Source organism: Dorea sp. OM07-5, assembly GCF_003481355.1.
In the GTDB taxonomy this organism is placed as follows: Bacteria; Bacillota; Clostridia; order Lachnospirales; family Lachnospiraceae; genus Dorea_D; species Dorea_D hominis.
Genome location: NZ_QUKZ01000002.1, coordinates 259476 through 273253 on the forward strand (window position 1 = coordinate 259476; position 13778 = coordinate 273253).

At 41.5% G+C, this 13778-nt stretch carries 13 protein-coding genes; 1 reads left to right on the plus strand and 12 read right to left on the minus strand.

The genetic code is table 11. From position 1 onward, the window contains the following. Positions 1-21 precede the first annotated feature (21 nt). The 6 genes from rlmB to DXC04_RS03115 form a co-directional block, all read right to left on the minus strand. Positions 22-780: a 23S rRNA (guanosine(2251)-2'-O)-methyltransferase RlmB gene (gene rlmB / locus DXC04_RS03090; protein ID WP_117537140.1), complete on the minus strand. Its 759-nt coding sequence runs from the start codon at positions 778-780 to the stop codon at positions 22-24. 10 nt (positions 781-790) lie between these two features. After that, positions 791-1237: a Mini-ribonuclease 3 gene (locus tag DXC04_RS03095; protein ID WP_021861063.1), complete on the minus strand. Its 447-nt coding sequence runs from the start codon at positions 1235-1237 to the stop codon at positions 791-793. After that, the gene (gene cysS, locus DXC04_RS03100; RefSeq protein ID WP_118659845.1) at positions 1222-2628 is read right to left on the minus strand and encodes a cysteine--tRNA ligase; all 1407 of its coding nucleotides are present in this window, start codon (positions 2626-2628) and stop codon (positions 1222-1224) included. Before cysS ends, DXC04_RS03095 begins: the two co-directional genes overlap by 16 nt. 22 nt (positions 2629-2650) lie before the next feature. Next, the gene (gene epsC, locus DXC04_RS03105; protein ID WP_021861064.1) at positions 2651-3376 is read right to left on the minus strand and encodes a serine O-acetyltransferase EpsC; all 726 of its coding nucleotides are present in this window, start codon (positions 3374-3376) and stop codon (positions 2651-2653) included. Positions 3377-3731: 355 nt separating this feature from the next. Next, positions 3732-5852 (minus strand): sensor histidine kinase, encoded by a 2121-nt coding sequence (locus tag DXC04_RS03110; RefSeq protein ID WP_118659847.1) that lies wholly within the window; start codon positions 5850-5852, stop codon positions 3732-3734. Further along, positions 5824-6531 carry a response regulator transcription factor gene (locus tag DXC04_RS03115; protein WP_021861066.1) on the minus strand — a complete coding sequence of 236 codons (708 nt, stop codon included), beginning with the start codon at positions 6529-6531 and terminating at the stop codon, positions 5824-5826. The genes DXC04_RS03110 and DXC04_RS03115 overlap by 29 nt, the downstream gene beginning before the upstream one ends. 434 nt (positions 6532-6965) lie before the next feature. On the opposite strand from DXC04_RS03115, the gene DXC04_RS03120 reads away from it, so the two are divergent. Then, entirely contained in the window at positions 6966-7625 is a 660-nt protein-coding gene (locus DXC04_RS03120) for a TetR/AcrR family transcriptional regulator (protein WP_118659849.1), read from the plus strand. A 257-nt stretch (positions 7626-7882) separates the two neighbouring features. Here the strand turns inward: DXC04_RS03120 and DXC04_RS03125 are convergent, their stop codons facing one another. The 6 genes from DXC04_RS03125 to DXC04_RS03150 form a co-directional block, all read right to left on the minus strand. Continuing rightward, on the minus strand, positions 7883-8227 hold the full coding sequence (locus DXC04_RS03125; protein WP_021861068.1) for a cupin domain-containing protein: 345 nt from the start codon (positions 8225-8227) through the stop codon (positions 7883-7885). A 139-nt stretch (positions 8228-8366) separates the two neighbouring features. Next, positions 8367-10349 (minus strand): FtsX-like permease family protein, encoded by a 1983-nt coding sequence (locus DXC04_RS03130; RefSeq protein WP_118659851.1) that lies wholly within the window; start codon positions 10347-10349, stop codon positions 8367-8369. Then, a complete protein-coding gene (locus DXC04_RS03135) occupies positions 10342-11109 on the minus strand; it encodes an ABC transporter ATP-binding protein (protein WP_021861070.1) in 768 nt (255 codons plus the stop codon). The genes DXC04_RS03130 and DXC04_RS03135 overlap by 8 nt, the downstream gene beginning before the upstream one ends. Before the next feature lie 148 nt (positions 11110-11257). After that, positions 11258-12253 (minus strand): sensor histidine kinase, encoded by a 996-nt coding sequence (locus DXC04_RS03140; RefSeq protein WP_118659853.1) that lies wholly within the window; start codon positions 12251-12253, stop codon positions 11258-11260. Beyond that, complete coding sequence (locus DXC04_RS03145; RefSeq protein ID WP_021861072.1) at positions 12250-12924, minus strand: response regulator transcription factor; 675 nt, start codon at positions 12922-12924, stop codon at positions 12250-12252. Before DXC04_RS03145 ends, DXC04_RS03140 begins: the two co-directional genes overlap by 4 nt. 195 nt (positions 12925-13119) lie before the next feature. Next, positions 13120-13755: a cell wall hydrolase gene (locus DXC04_RS03150; RefSeq protein WP_118659855.1), complete on the minus strand. Its 636-nt coding sequence runs from the start codon at positions 13753-13755 to the stop codon at positions 13120-13122. Between the last annotated feature and the right edge of the window lie 23 nt (positions 13756-13778).

Here is a 13778-nt window from a genome sequence, read left to right on the forward strand (position 1 = left end):
CGCTTCCATTCCTTTTGATTCTTATGACATTCTCTGTCTTACGATCTCATAAGCAAGGACACCGGCTGCCACAGACGCGTTCAGTGAATCGATATCACCGTGCATCGGAATGCTTGCTACATAGTCGCAGGTTTCTTTTACGAGGCGGCTGACTCCCTCGCCTTCGTTTCCGATCACCAGTCCGATCGGTCCTTTCAGATTAAGATCATACATCTTCTCGCCGCCCATATCGGCACAGACAAACCAAAGACCTTCTTTTTTCAGTTCTTCCATTGTCTTTACCAGATTTGTAACTTTTGCTACCGGTGTATAGTTCAGTGCACCGGCAGATGTTTTTGCCACGGTTGCTGTCAATCCGACTGCTCTTCTCTTCGGGATGATCACTCCGTGTGCACCGGCAAGATTTGCCGTACGGATGATCGCGCCAAGATTGTGCGGATCTTCAATTCCATCCAGAAGAACAAGGAAAGGATCTTCTCCACGCTCTTTTGCAAGAGCTAACATATCCTCTACTTCTGCGTATTCATACGATGCAGTATAAGCAATCACACCCTGATGTCTTCCCGTCTCAGAAAGCTGATGCAGACGCTCTTTTTCTACAAACTGAATGATCGTGTCGTGTTTCCTTGCTTCTCTTATGATCGTGCGCACCGGTCCGTCCTGGCAGCCGTCCAGAACAAATAATTTGTCAACCGGTTTTCCGGAACGAAATGCTTCCAGAACCGCATTTCTTCCCTCGATTTTATTTTCGTTTGTTTTCTTATTATAATCTTCGCTCATGTCCGACTCCTTATTGTTCCTCTTCAAGGCTCTTAAGTCCCATTTTCACCAGTTCCATCATTCTTGCGTAATCCTTTTTCAGATACAGATATCCCATCACTGCTTCAAAACCGGTCGCACGTCTGTAATCGGTCACAGACTGGTTCTTCGCAGGTGATACACTCTTGGAATTCCGTCCCCTTTTGTAAATGCTGTGCTCTTCTTCTGTCAGTTCTTCCTGCAGAACACGCATCATTTTAGACTGTGCTTTTGCCTGCACATAGGTACTGGTTTCTTTGTGCAGTTTCTGTACCGGTTTGTTGCCCTGGTTTACAACTAACGTCTTCATGATCAGATCGTAAATACTGTCACCGATATACGCCAGAGTAAGAGGTGAATATTCTCTTATATCCACCTCTTTTAACCGGAACGTTTCCTGCATGCAGGAGTCAAACTCCCAGTTTATGCTCTTTTCCATTGTACTCCTTCTCTTGTATCTTTTAAAACGATACCTTTTTCTAATAACTCGTCACGGATTGCGTCTGCTCTTGCGAAATCTTTCGCTTTTCTTGCTGCCTGACGCTCTTCGATCAGTTTTTCAATATCTTCATCCAAGATGTCTTCCTTCTTGTCAACGAGCAGTCCAAGTACATCTGTTAATTTTACCAGAAGATCAAAGAGTTTGCCAAGGTATTCTGCTGAGCTCTCACTGTCTGTATTACTGTTTGCAAATTTAACAAGGTCAAATACTGCTGCGATTGCATCTGCTGTATTGAAATCATCTTCCATTGCTCTCTCAAAATCAGCAACAAATGCATCTGTCTGTGTAAATAACTTGTTCTCTTCCTCTGTCATCTTTTCATCTGCAGCATTTTTCTTTAAGAATTTCAGATTATCTGCCGCATTGACAATACGCTCCAGACCATTCTTGGATGCTTCCATAAGATCTGCGCTGAAGTTCAGCGGACTTCTGTAATGTGCGCTTAACATAAAGAAGCGAAGCACCTGCAGATCATACTGTTCACTGATCTCACGGACAGTGCGGAAGTTTCCTAATGACTTGCTCATCTTGCGGTTATCGATATTTAAAAATGCATTGTGCATCCAGTATTTAGCAAATTCTTTTCCGTTGGCAGCTTCACTCTGTGCGATTTCATTCTCATGATGTGGAAATACAAGATCTTCTCCACCGGCGTGAATATCGATCTGCTCACCCAGATATTTTTTAGACATCTCTGAGCACTCAATGTGCCATCCCGGACGTCCCTCGCTCCACGGTGCTTTCCAGAAAGGTTCTCCTTCTTTTTTCGGTTTCCAGAGAACGAAATCCAACGGATCTTCTTTTTCATCTTCGCCGCTTACAAGGAGTGATCTCTCACCGGATCTTAAATCATCCAGATTTTTATGGGAAAGCTTTCCATAGTCTTTGAATTTTCTTGTGCTGTAATATACCGTTCCGTTTTTCTCATAAGCATAGCCTTTGTCGATCAGTGTCTGGATCATCTCGATCATTCCGCTGATCTCTTCTGTTGCAAGCGGATTCTTTGTTGCCGGCTCGATGTTCATTCCATCCATATCTTTCTTACACTCTGCAATATAGCGTTTGGAAATCTCATCGGACGAAACGCCTTCTTCATTAGCTTTCTTAATGATTTTATCATCTACATCTGTGAAGTTGGATACATAATTAACATCGTATCCTTTGTACTCAAAATAACGTCTGACCGTATCAAATACAATCATCGGTCTTGCATTTCCGATATGGATAAAATTATAAACCGTTGGTCCGCAGACATACATCTTAACTTTGCCTTCTTCCAGCGGGGTAAATTCTTCTTTTTGTTTTGACAGTGTGTTATACAGTTTCATCTTTGTCTCTTCCTCTCTTTTCTTATTCTTCTCTGGAACTTTCTATGAATTCCATTTTTTCTATTTCTTTGATCAGTTCCTTCTTATCTTTACGCAGGCATTTCATATTCTTCTCCATTGCGCGGATTTCTTCTCTCATGCGGAGATTTTCTTCCTGCAGGTTCTGGATATCTGCGCTGATCGGATCTGGTAAATGTACCTGATCCAGATCCATACGCGGAATCTTCTGATCATCCATCTTCACAATTCTTCCCGGCACACCGACAACTGTACAGTTCGGCGGTACTTCTTTTAATACAACCGCTCCGGCGCCAATCTTGGAATTTTCTCCGATGGTGAAGGAACCAAGTACTTTTGCGCCGGCACTTACCATGACATTATCTTTAAGTGTCGGATGCCGCTTTCCCTGTTCCTTACCTGTTCCACCCAGGGTAACACCCTGATACAGTGTAATATTATCACCAAGTTCTGCTGTCTCTCCGATGATCACACCGCTTCCGTGGTCGATAAAAAGTCCTTTACCAATCGTAGCTCCCGGATGGATCTCAATACCGGTTTTGCGCACGGCACGCTGTGACACCCATCTTGCCAGAAAGTAATGTTTCTTTAAATATAATTTATGTGCAATTCTGTAATGTAAAATTGCCTTGAAACTGGAATATAAAAAAACTTCCATATTGGATTTGATCGCAGGATCCCTTTCGCGGACAACCTGGATCTCTTCCTTTACGTAAGAAATAACTCCCATATTTATCGCTCCTTCATTATAAAAAACGCCTCTTGCTTTCGCAAGAGGCGTATATATCGCGGTTCCACTCTTCTTCCAGAATCAGACCTTCCTGCTGAAATATCCCACGCTTAAGGAAAATCTTCTTCTGCTTAAGTACACGTAACGTGTGTAATTCCGTACCCGGCTACCCATCTTATCTGAACGCATCAGATTACGCTCGCCGGATCAACTCCCGAATGCACTTCACGATGCTCTTTTCTGAAAACCGCTTTCAGCCGGTGACGGTTTCTCTCTGACAGCCACAAGTATCGCTACTCTTTTCGTTCATCGTCTTTTCATATAGAATATACTATATGCGAATTACCGACATTTGTCAATGGGAGACAAGCGGAAATCTCAATGTTATTTTGAAAAGATCTGCTTCTGTCTCAATATTCAGATGTCCTTTCTGCAATTCTGTAAAACTGCTTACAATGGCAAGTCCCAGTCCGGAGCCTTCGGTTTTCCGGGATTCATCTCCCCGCACAAACCGTTCGGTCAGTTCTTCTGGTTTTACATGCAGTTCTTCTCTGGAAACATTCTTCATATGCACAACCGCTTCTCCATCTTCTTCACGGATGGAAATATAGGTTCTCGTATGCGGCATCGCGTATTTTGTAATATTAACAAGCAGGTTTTCAAAGATCCGGTATGTTTTCTGGCTGTCCAGATGTACGATCAGCCTTTCTTCCGGAAAATCGCAGCGGAACTCCACACCGGATTTCCGGATCTGTTCATCCAGTTCCAATTTTACCTGTTTAAACAGATTTACCATATCCAGATCCAGCAGGTTCAGTTTGACAGCCTGGCTGTTCGCTTTGCTCACTTCAAACAAATCTTCGATCAGTACTTTCAGTCGCAGTGATTTTCGTTCCAGAATCTCAATGTACTCTTTCTGTTTTTCTTCATCTTTTTCATTTTTCAGAAGATCCACATAAGTAATGATCGCCGTGAGCGGTGTCTTCAGATCATGCGAAACATTGGTGATCAGCTCTGTCTTCATCCGCTGGCTCTTCACTTCTTCATCCACTGCCTTTTTAAATCCGCTCTGAATCGTTCCAAGTGCGTCACCGATCGGCTGGAACATCCTTAAATCCGTACCTATTTCTGCATCCAGATTGCCGTCTGCGATTGCTTCTGCTGCATTCAAAAGCTGCATGTATCTGCGTCTCATTCTGCGATACCAGATATTTAACACAACAAATAAAAGGACTGCATCACACAGAAGAAACCACAACATATCCCCCTGTCCGACTATAAAACAAGGCACTAATAATATCGAATTAATAAGAACAACCTTTAACATATAACGCTGTCCTCTGTCTCTAAAATCAATCTTTTCCAGCATATAGAGGGTTTTTCTGCCAGCACTTTTCACGGTTCCGCAGATTTTTCCGGAAATATTCTTTATCGTCTTCCTTTTTCTGCAGCACAGTGAATATTCTTTTATATATCCTCTGATTCCACAGGTCCAGATATGTCTGAGATTCGTCACGATCCAGTAATCCACAGCAAATACTGCCGCCCACAAAAGCGTTTCCATGCCTTCTGACTGCAAACCGTCTGTAACACGTGCCCGGACAAGCGACGGTGCACACGTAAGCAACACAATGAATGCAGGCACAGCTACTTCCACAGGAGCCTGGAAAATCCGTTCTTCTCCGGTCTGAAAGCTCTTCACTGACGGATAAACACATGCAAGAAGCGCAACTGCAGCAAGCAGTGCATAGATCATCCTGTCTGCTGAATCCGGTACTTCATCCTGTTCACTGAAATCCATTTCCGTGCTGTCTTTTAAATAAGCTTTCAGATTTTTCTCTGTAATTCCATAACGGAATGTGCAATTCTCCGGATTCTTTAATATCGTATTTGTTTTTCCGTCCGTCTGCGTATCTGCTTCGTCATCTTCATAAAGAAACGCCTCATCCGGCTGTGTACTTACATCGTTCAATGCCCGCCTGAGCGCAAGAAGCTGTTTGCTTTTGTTACTTCCGGATAAAATCTGCGCCATTGGTTTTCCATTTTTATCATACTGGATAGTAAATGAAAATGCATATTTCGTCATATCATCTTCCATCGCCTGTTCACCTGTACTGACAGAACTTCTTGCTATGACCTCACCTTTTTCATTTTCCATTTCGTAATCAATATATGGATAGAGCATTTTGTAATTTGTAAGCCATTCCCAGTATGCATCCTGATCCAGCATATCCCGTAACTTCGTGCGTTCTTTTTCCGTTCCGTTTTCATTTGTATACATAATATATCCATTCTGAACGAATGGCATCATAAAATTTTCAGATGACTCGTGGCTTCTTTTTTCCTTTTCTACGTTTGCCGCGGCCTCTCTCTGATAGAGCTGATATCTTCCGACAACCATCGCAGCCGGTATCAGTATCGTAAAAAAGATCAGTATGCACGCCAGTTTATGCCTGTTTTTCAATTTTGTATCCAACTCCCCACACCACCTTCAAATATTTTGGTTCTTTCGGGTTAATTTCTATTTTCTCCCGAATATTTCTCACATGCACCATAATAGTGTCTGTATTCACCGCCTCTTCTTCCCATACCCATTCATAGATTTCATCAGCGGAAAATACTCTGCCTGGATGTTTCATTAACAGCAGAAGAATCTTATACTCTGTCGGTGTCACTTTCACGTCTTCCCCGTCTACGCTCACTGCTTTGCGGTCCTCATTCAGTTCAAGTCCACCGATTGTATAAATATGTTCCTTTTCTTCTTTTTCCTTTAATCTGCCCATAAAATTCCGGTATCTGCGAAGCTGGGAATTGACTCTTGCCAACAGCTCCATCGGTGTAAATGGTTTTGTCACATAATCATCCGCTCCCATATTAAGTCCCATTATCTTGTCTACCTCTTCTGATTTTGCGGATAAGAAGATAACCGGGAAGTCATATTTTTCTCTTAATTTTACCGTCATTGTAATTCCATCCATGCGCGGCATCATAATATCTACGATCGCGAGATGGATTTCTTCTTTTTCTATCACCTCCAGACCTTCGATTCCATCTTCTGCCTGGTACACTTCGTATCCCTGACTTTTCAGATAGATCTCAATTCCCTGACGGATCTCCTTATCATCTTCAACTACAAGTACGTGATTCATTTCCATTTTCTTTCTCCCTGCTTCTCTCTTAAATATCATGTCGGGATAGCCCCGGCCCCGATACCTGCGGACACTTCCGCACTATGTGGTATTCAAAAAAATATGTAGATACATTTTCTTTTAACTTTTGTATCATATCACATTTTCTGATTCAAAGTATAAAGATCTTTTCTTAAGAGCCGCCGGATAGCTTTCTAAAGATTTTCTAAAGAAAATACCCGGAGCAGCTTTTCTTGCATACACAATATTTTTGTGTTATTTCTTACAAGAATAACAGTGATAAGCGCGATTGTCACCAACACCTTTCCTATAAAAAGTCTATATTTATTATGATTTTCTATAAATTGTTTCTATGTATTTTCACCTTGACATACAAATAAACTACCGATATAGTAGATTAAGTACTTTCTATATGTACCACAGAAAGGAGGCATTTTCAGATGTCTTTAAATGCGAATAACAGTAAGGAATTACAAAAGAAACAGAACACCATCACCTTCATCAATGCTACGACAGAGATGATCGAAGAATTGGGGATTGAACATATTTCGATTCGAAAGATTGCAGAGAAAGCCGGATTCCACAACTCAACCATTTATCTTTATTTCAAAGATCTGGATGAGCTTCTGCTCCTCGCTTCCATGAAATTTTTTCAGGAATACAGTCACTCTCTCAGTCTTTTGAGCAAGACAGCTACTACATCCAGTGAGACTTTCATCAAAATCTGGGATTATTTCCTGACAACGGTTTTCAAGTGGCCAAATCTGTTCTTTAATTTCTTCTACGGAAAGCGAAGCGACGACCTGACGCCTTATATGAACCATTATTATGAACTCTATCCGGAAGAACGTAACGAATATACGGACGATATCCACAACATGTATTACGGCAAGAATATTGAGGAACGAAGCAGCAACCTGCTCAAAACTGTCCTGAATGAAACAGATAAGGTGACTGCAGATAATATGGATATGGTAAATGAGATCATTGTCAGCTACTGCAAATACAAGCTGGAGCAGAAACGAGCGAATATGGATCTTGACAATACGAAGTTAAAAAACGAATGTCTGCATGTCATCTCCTATGTTACAGGCGTATAAATGCAGTTCATTGTGTAAGCATAAATCTGTACCTGGCTCATCGTATACCTGCAGAACCTGCCACTGGCAGCTTCCTCTGGATGCTATGGCAACACAAAAAAGTCAGCTTTCCAAAACCGGAAGCTGACTTTTTTATTTGTTATGGCGACAAGGAAAATGCGCCCTGCTTGCATGGTAGCATTTGACGGTAGCTAATCAGCGAATAAAACTCGCGGAGCGTGTTTTATCGCTGTTATAGCGTCCGGGAAATAACTCCCTTATTTTTTCAGAATTAATGCTGCAAATACAACATCTTCTTCCCCGTCGTTGCGGATCCCGTGTCCGTCTCCGTCCTTACAGAAGAATACATCTCCCGGTTTTGCCGGAATCTTCGTGCCATTATCTTCGTAAATTCCTTCACCTGATAAAATATAATACGTTTCCGTCTCTCCATGATGTTCATGGTGCCCGAGCTCAGAATGTGGCGGCAGTGTCACTTTACTGAACATCTTACAGTGCGCACCAAGTTCCTCTGCACCAAGCAGTGCCTCCTTCAAAATATATCCTTCTCCACCACTTGGTTTTTCAACTTTTACGATCTCTCTTTCGCCTTCTCTTGTCATTTTCGTTCTGCCTCCTTCTTACGATTGCCTCTGTACCTGCTGTGAAAACAGTTTTCTCAAAACTCTATAAAAACAAGATACAACCGCAGAGCCGATCCGTCAATCCACTTTTTATCAAAATACTGCTCCTTTTCACAATTTAATTTACGATCCTGTAATATTCTTTTGCAGTAAGGCTGTATACAATTGCATAAAATACAGCAAACACACCAATTGTTGTAACCGTACATCCCGCAAACAGAGCTCTGTTACTTAAATTCAGTACACGCAGAAGTTTTACCATGATCGGAAATGCCACAATTACATGCAGAATTGCCATAAAAAGCGGCAGGAAAAATACACTTAAGATCTGGCTTCTGATGGAACGACGCACTTCGCGCTTACTCATTCCGACATTCTGCATAATCTGAAATCGTTTTCTGTCTTCAAAGCCTTCGGATATCTGTTTATAATAAATGATCAGCACCGTTGCGATCAGGAACAGGATTCCCAAATAAATTCCAATGAAGAACAATCCGCCATAGAGATCATAGAAACTCTCCCTGCTCGTCTCTCTGCTTTCCATTTCTGTATAAGGCACTTTGTTTAGCCCTTTTTGTAATTTTTCCAGTATCTTTGCATTTTCTGCATTCTTTCCATTCAGGTCAAATGCTGTATAATATCGGAGCATCTGCTGATTTTTCTTAAAAGCTTCCGGTACATTCTGCCCAGAATAATTCTGCATCTGCAAAATTTTTAAAATCGCATCTGTGTTTTTGAAAACAATATAATAATTACCATATACCGACTGTGTTTTCTCTACCTCTGCTTTCAATTTCCTGATCTGTTTTTTCACATGAAAATTCTCTTTTGCAATTTTCAGATCATAATAATTATATTTTCCATCCGGACAGTACAACAGAATTTCGTTTTCATTTAATGTTTCTGTTTTTCCTTCCATGTGATTATAATCTTCCAGCGGAAGTAAAGTCAGATAGCAGATTTTTGATGAATTATATGCATCCGCATTTATTTCAAACTGTTCGTCTTTCTGTGATGCCATAAGCTGACCGCATCGGTAAGAAATCTGTGATTGCCTCTGTAAATGCAGACGATCACATTCTTTTCCAAGGGCTTCCTGCAATTGATTTCTGGATTCTCTGCTAGTCTGATAATTTGTTACTGCCACTGCTTTCGGGAAACGTGTATGTAAAACGTCCTCCATTCCTGCATACAGTGATGTTGTTGTAGATATCATTACAAGCACCATCGTACTTAAGATACAGATATTTGCAAGCCCGACTGCATTCTGTTTCATCCGGTAGATCATCCCTGATATGGTTGTAAAATGTCCCTGTCTGTAATAATATTTTTTGTTTTTCTTTAAAATCTTCAAAAGCGCAATACTACCTGCTGTAAACAGCGCATAAGTACCGATGATGACAAGAACCACCGCCAGAAAAAAAGTTAATAAAGCTTTTAACGGCTCTTTTGTAGTCAGGGCGATATAGTATCCGCTTCCCAGTGCCAGGACTCCGACAAGGGCGAGCAGCCATCTCGTCTTCGGCTCTTTCTCTCCCTGACTGCTTCCACGCAGAAGTTCCATCGGATTCGCAAGCTGCACCTGCAGAAGGTTGTAAATAAACGTAAGCATGAAAATGATCAGAAATAAAACGAGACAGTCTTTTATTGCCGCCATGCTGACCGCAAACTTCATTTCCACTCCGCTGTGCAGGATTTTAAGCAGGATCAGATACATCATTTTTCCGAATATAATTCCAAGGATCAATCCTCCGATCATGCTGACTCCTGCAATGATCATCGTCTCTACTGCCATCATTTTCGCAATATGCCGTTTTCCCATTCCGAGAACATTGTAAACACCAATTTCATTTTTTCGCTGTTTCATCAGGAAACTGTTTGTATAAAAGAGAAAAATCACAGAAAAAATAACCATCACGCCTGTTGCGTACTGCAGGCAGAGCCGCAGCGTTTCCATTCGCAGGTCTTTGCTTTTTGTCAGTGCATCAAACATATAGAACATCATAACCATCAACATAGAGGTCAATATATATGGCATGTAAGTCTTCCGGTTATTTTTCAGGTTTGTGACGGCAAGTTTTGCATAAATGTTTCTAGCCAATGTGCTCACCTCCCGTTGCAAGAACGCTTAAGGTGTCTGAAATCTTCTGATACATCTCATCTTCGCTCAGATTTCCACGATATAACTGATGAAACACCTCTCCATCCTTGATGAAAAGCACTCTTTTCGCTGTGCTTGCCGCACGCACACTATGTGTAACCATGACGATCGTCTGTCCGTCCTCATTGATACCGGTAAAGAGATCAAGCAGTGCTTTGGAAGCCCGAGAGTCCAGCGCTCCTGTCGGTTCGTCCGCGAGAAGGAGCTGTGGTTTGGTAACCAGCGCTCTGGCAACTGCCGCACGCTGTTTCTGTCCTCCTGATACCTCATATGGATATTTGTCCAGAAGCTGCGTAATCTCAAGCTGCTTTGCAACCGGCTGCAGCCGCTCTTCCATTTTCCCATATTTCATTCCAGACAATACAAGTGGAAGAAATATGTTATCTCTTAACGAAAATGTATCCAGAAGATGAAAATCCTGAAATACAAATCCGAGATTTTGTCTTCGGAAAGCTGCCATTTCTTTCTCTTTTATCCCGGAAAGGTCGCGTCCTTTCAAATACACCTTTCCTTTTGTCGGTCTGTCAAGTGCTGCCAGAATATTTAAAAGTGTTGATTTTCCGGACCCGGACTCTCCCATAACTGCTACATATTCTCCCGGTTCAACTGAAAAATTAACGTTTCGCAGCGCCTCTACCTGGTTGCCTCCAAATCTGGTCGTATATACTTTTTTTACATTTCTTACTTCTAATAATGCCATTTGTTTCACCCTTTCCATATCATCTGTTTTACATCTATGATTATAGAAAAAAGGAAAATGTACAGCCATCGATTCAGGTTACATTTTCCTTCCTGTTTCTTACATTTTTGTAAGATATCTCATTTTACTTCCAGATTCTCTTTTGTATCTATTCAACCGGTAATTTTTCTCTGGACAAATCCATGCAGGCTCTTGTTCCTTTCCCCGCTTCCGATTCTAGCCACAATCCATGCTGAAGCTTATCCATTACCGATTTGCATAAATAAAGTCCGATGCCTGTCGATTTCTTATCATTTCTGCCATTATAGCCGGTAAATCCGCGTTCAAAAATCCGTGGCAGATCTTCTTCACGAATACCGATCCCAGTATCTTCCACAACAAGTATCTGACCTTTTTTATAAATATGCACACTTCCGTTTTCTGTATATTTCAAAGCATTGGAAAGCAGCTGCTCCAGAACAAACGACAGCCATTTTTCATCGGTTAATACTGTTTCCTGAATCGGCTCATATACCAGTGTGATTTTCTTTAAAATAAACATCTTGGAATACTTGCGCACTACTTGGCGGATAACCGTATCAAGATCACAGACTGCAAAGGACAGATCCGCTGACATATCTTCCATACGCAGATAAGTTAAGACCATTTCTACATACTGCTGGATTTTAAATAATTCCATCTCCAGTTCACTTACCAGAACCGGATGCTCCTCTTTTTCTGTCTGAAGCAGGAGATTCATCGCTGCGATCGGAGTCTTGATCTGATGCGCCCACATACTGTAATAATCCAGCATGTCCTGCCGCTCTATTGCCTGTTCCGACTCAGTCTCATTGATCTGCGTATATAATTTCTGTACCAGTTTCTGATAATCCTGTTCCAGAAGTGTGGTTCCTTCTGCAAATTCCAGAATCTGCTCTTTCTCATCTTTTATAACATTCTGCAGTTCTCTGTGCGTTCTTCTGTATCTTACAAATCCAAGAACCGCATAAAGCAGGCTCCACACACCTGACAGTAGAAATGCATATTCCACACATGCCAGATCGATATGATACAGATCAAATATAACGAAAAAGATTCCATACGCACCCAGATACATACAGATCTGCGTCCGATGTTCTTTTATATATGCTTTTAAGATTTTCATAGTTCCACCAAATATCCAATTCCTTTTTTCGTACGGATCACATCTGTCATTCCGATACTTTCCAGTTTTTTACGAAGTCTTGTCACATTAACTGTAAGTGTATTATCGTCCACAAACGAATCATTTTCCCAGAGTCGTTCCATGATCGTATCTCTTGAAACAATCTTTCCCGCATTTTCAAGTAATATCTGTAAAATTCTAAATTCATTTTTTGTCAGCTCGACTCTCTGCTCCTGATAAGTCAGCACTGCATCATTCAGATTCAAAAGAGCACCTTTATATTCTATCGCATTTGTCGTTCCGCCAAAAGAATAGGTTCTTCTAAGCAGTGCCTGTACTTTTGCAGTCAGAACTGTCAGATCAAATGGCTTTTCAATAAACTCGTCCGCACCCATATTCATCGCCATGACAATGTTCATATTGTCATTTGCTGAAGAAAGAAAAACAATCGGTACTTTCGACACTTCACGAATCTTCTGGCACCAGTAAAAGCCATTAAAAAACGGAAGCATAATATCCAGGATCACAAGTTCCGGTTCAAAAGCCAGAAATTCCTGCAATACATTTTTCAAATCTTCTGTCGTTTTCGTTTTGTAATTCCATTTTTCCAAATGCATTGCCACTGTCTGTGCAATCGTCTGGTCGTCTTCTACAATTAAAATCTTATACATCTTTTTCCCCACCTGCCGAGACTATGGTAGCCATCCCGCTCTGATTAGCGGTCGTCAAATGCAGCCATGCAAGCATGGTGCATTTTCCTCGTCGCCATAACAAAATGAGCAGAAACGTCCCGCCTCTGCTCTTACATCCTAATACCTTGTCCGGAAGTTGTCAATTCCAGAAATAAGACTTTTTTGCTCTATCTCTTAGTGGAAATAATGATCACCGATCTTCTTTCCGGAGCCTCCCTGATTAAAATACAGACATCCATTTATCGGATCTTTTCCTTTTAATGCATCCGCTGCTGCTTTCCAGGCGGTTTTGGTATAACTTTTATTCTGCAAAACACGATTCAGCCATCCGCTGCCTGCCGGTCCGAACTGTCCGCACTGATAGATAACTTCCTTCATAGAATCCGGATAAGTTTTGCTTTTTATCCGGTTTAAAACAACCGCTCCCACAGCAACCTGTCCTTTATACGGCTGATTTCCCGCTTCACAGAATATAAGCGCTGCTAGCAGCTCCTGCTGTTTTTTCAGTTTCTTTTGTTCCTGTTTTTTTCTTGCTTCTCTTTTTGCACGGATTTTCTGTCGTCTGATTTCCTGCTCTTTTTCCAATACTGCCTGCTTTAATCTGATCTTTTGTACTCGTATTGTCTCCCTCGTCTGAACTGCAATCGATCTGGAATGTCTGACGTTTCCCTCCACCGATGCCGCTTTCGCTGTAAATCCAGTCATACACACGGTACATATCAAAGCCGCTAAGAATAATACAATCTTTTTACTTCCCTTACCTACAGAACCTGCCACTGGCAACTTCCTCCGGATGCTATGACAATTCATAAATATAATACCCTCCTATATGT

Coding starts and splice junctions, on each gene's coding strand:
- rlmB (WP_117537140.1), bottom strand. CDS start 780: ATGAGCGAAGATTATAATAAGAAAACAAACGAAAATAAAATCGAGGGA.
- DXC04_RS03095 (WP_021861063.1), bottom strand. CDS start 1,237: ATGGAAAAGAGCATAAACTGGGAGTTTGACTCCTGCATGCAGGAAACG.
- cysS (WP_118659845.1), bottom strand. CDS start 2,628: ATGAAACTGTATAACACACTGTCAAAACAAAAAGAAGAATTTACCCCG.
- DXC04_RS03145 (WP_021861072.1), bottom strand. CDS start 12,924: ATGTATAAGATTTTAATTGTAGAAGACGACCAGACGATTGCACAGACA.
- DXC04_RS03115 (WP_021861066.1), bottom strand. CDS start 6,531: ATGGAAATGAATCACGTACTTGTAGTTGAAGATGATAAGGAGATCCGT.
- epsC (WP_021861064.1), bottom strand. CDS start 3,376: ATGGGAGTTATTTCTTACGTAAAGGAAGAGATCCAGGTTGTCCGCGAA.
- DXC04_RS03135 (WP_021861070.1), bottom strand. CDS start 11,109: ATGGCATTATTAGAAGTAAGAAATGTAAAAAAAGTATATACGACCAGA.
- DXC04_RS03120 (WP_118659849.1), top strand. CDS start 6,966: ATGTCTTTAAATGCGAATAACAGTAAGGAATTACAAAAGAAACAGAAC.
- DXC04_RS03150 (WP_118659855.1), bottom strand. CDS start 13,755: ATGAATTGTCATAGCATCCGGAGGAAGTTGCCAGTGGCAGGTTCTGTA.
- DXC04_RS03140 (WP_118659853.1), bottom strand. CDS start 12,253: ATGAAAATCTTAAAAGCATATATAAAAGAACATCGGACGCAGATCTGT.
- DXC04_RS03125 (WP_021861068.1), bottom strand. CDS start 8,227: ATGACAAGAGAAGGCGAAAGAGAGATCGTAAAAGTTGAAAAACCAAGT.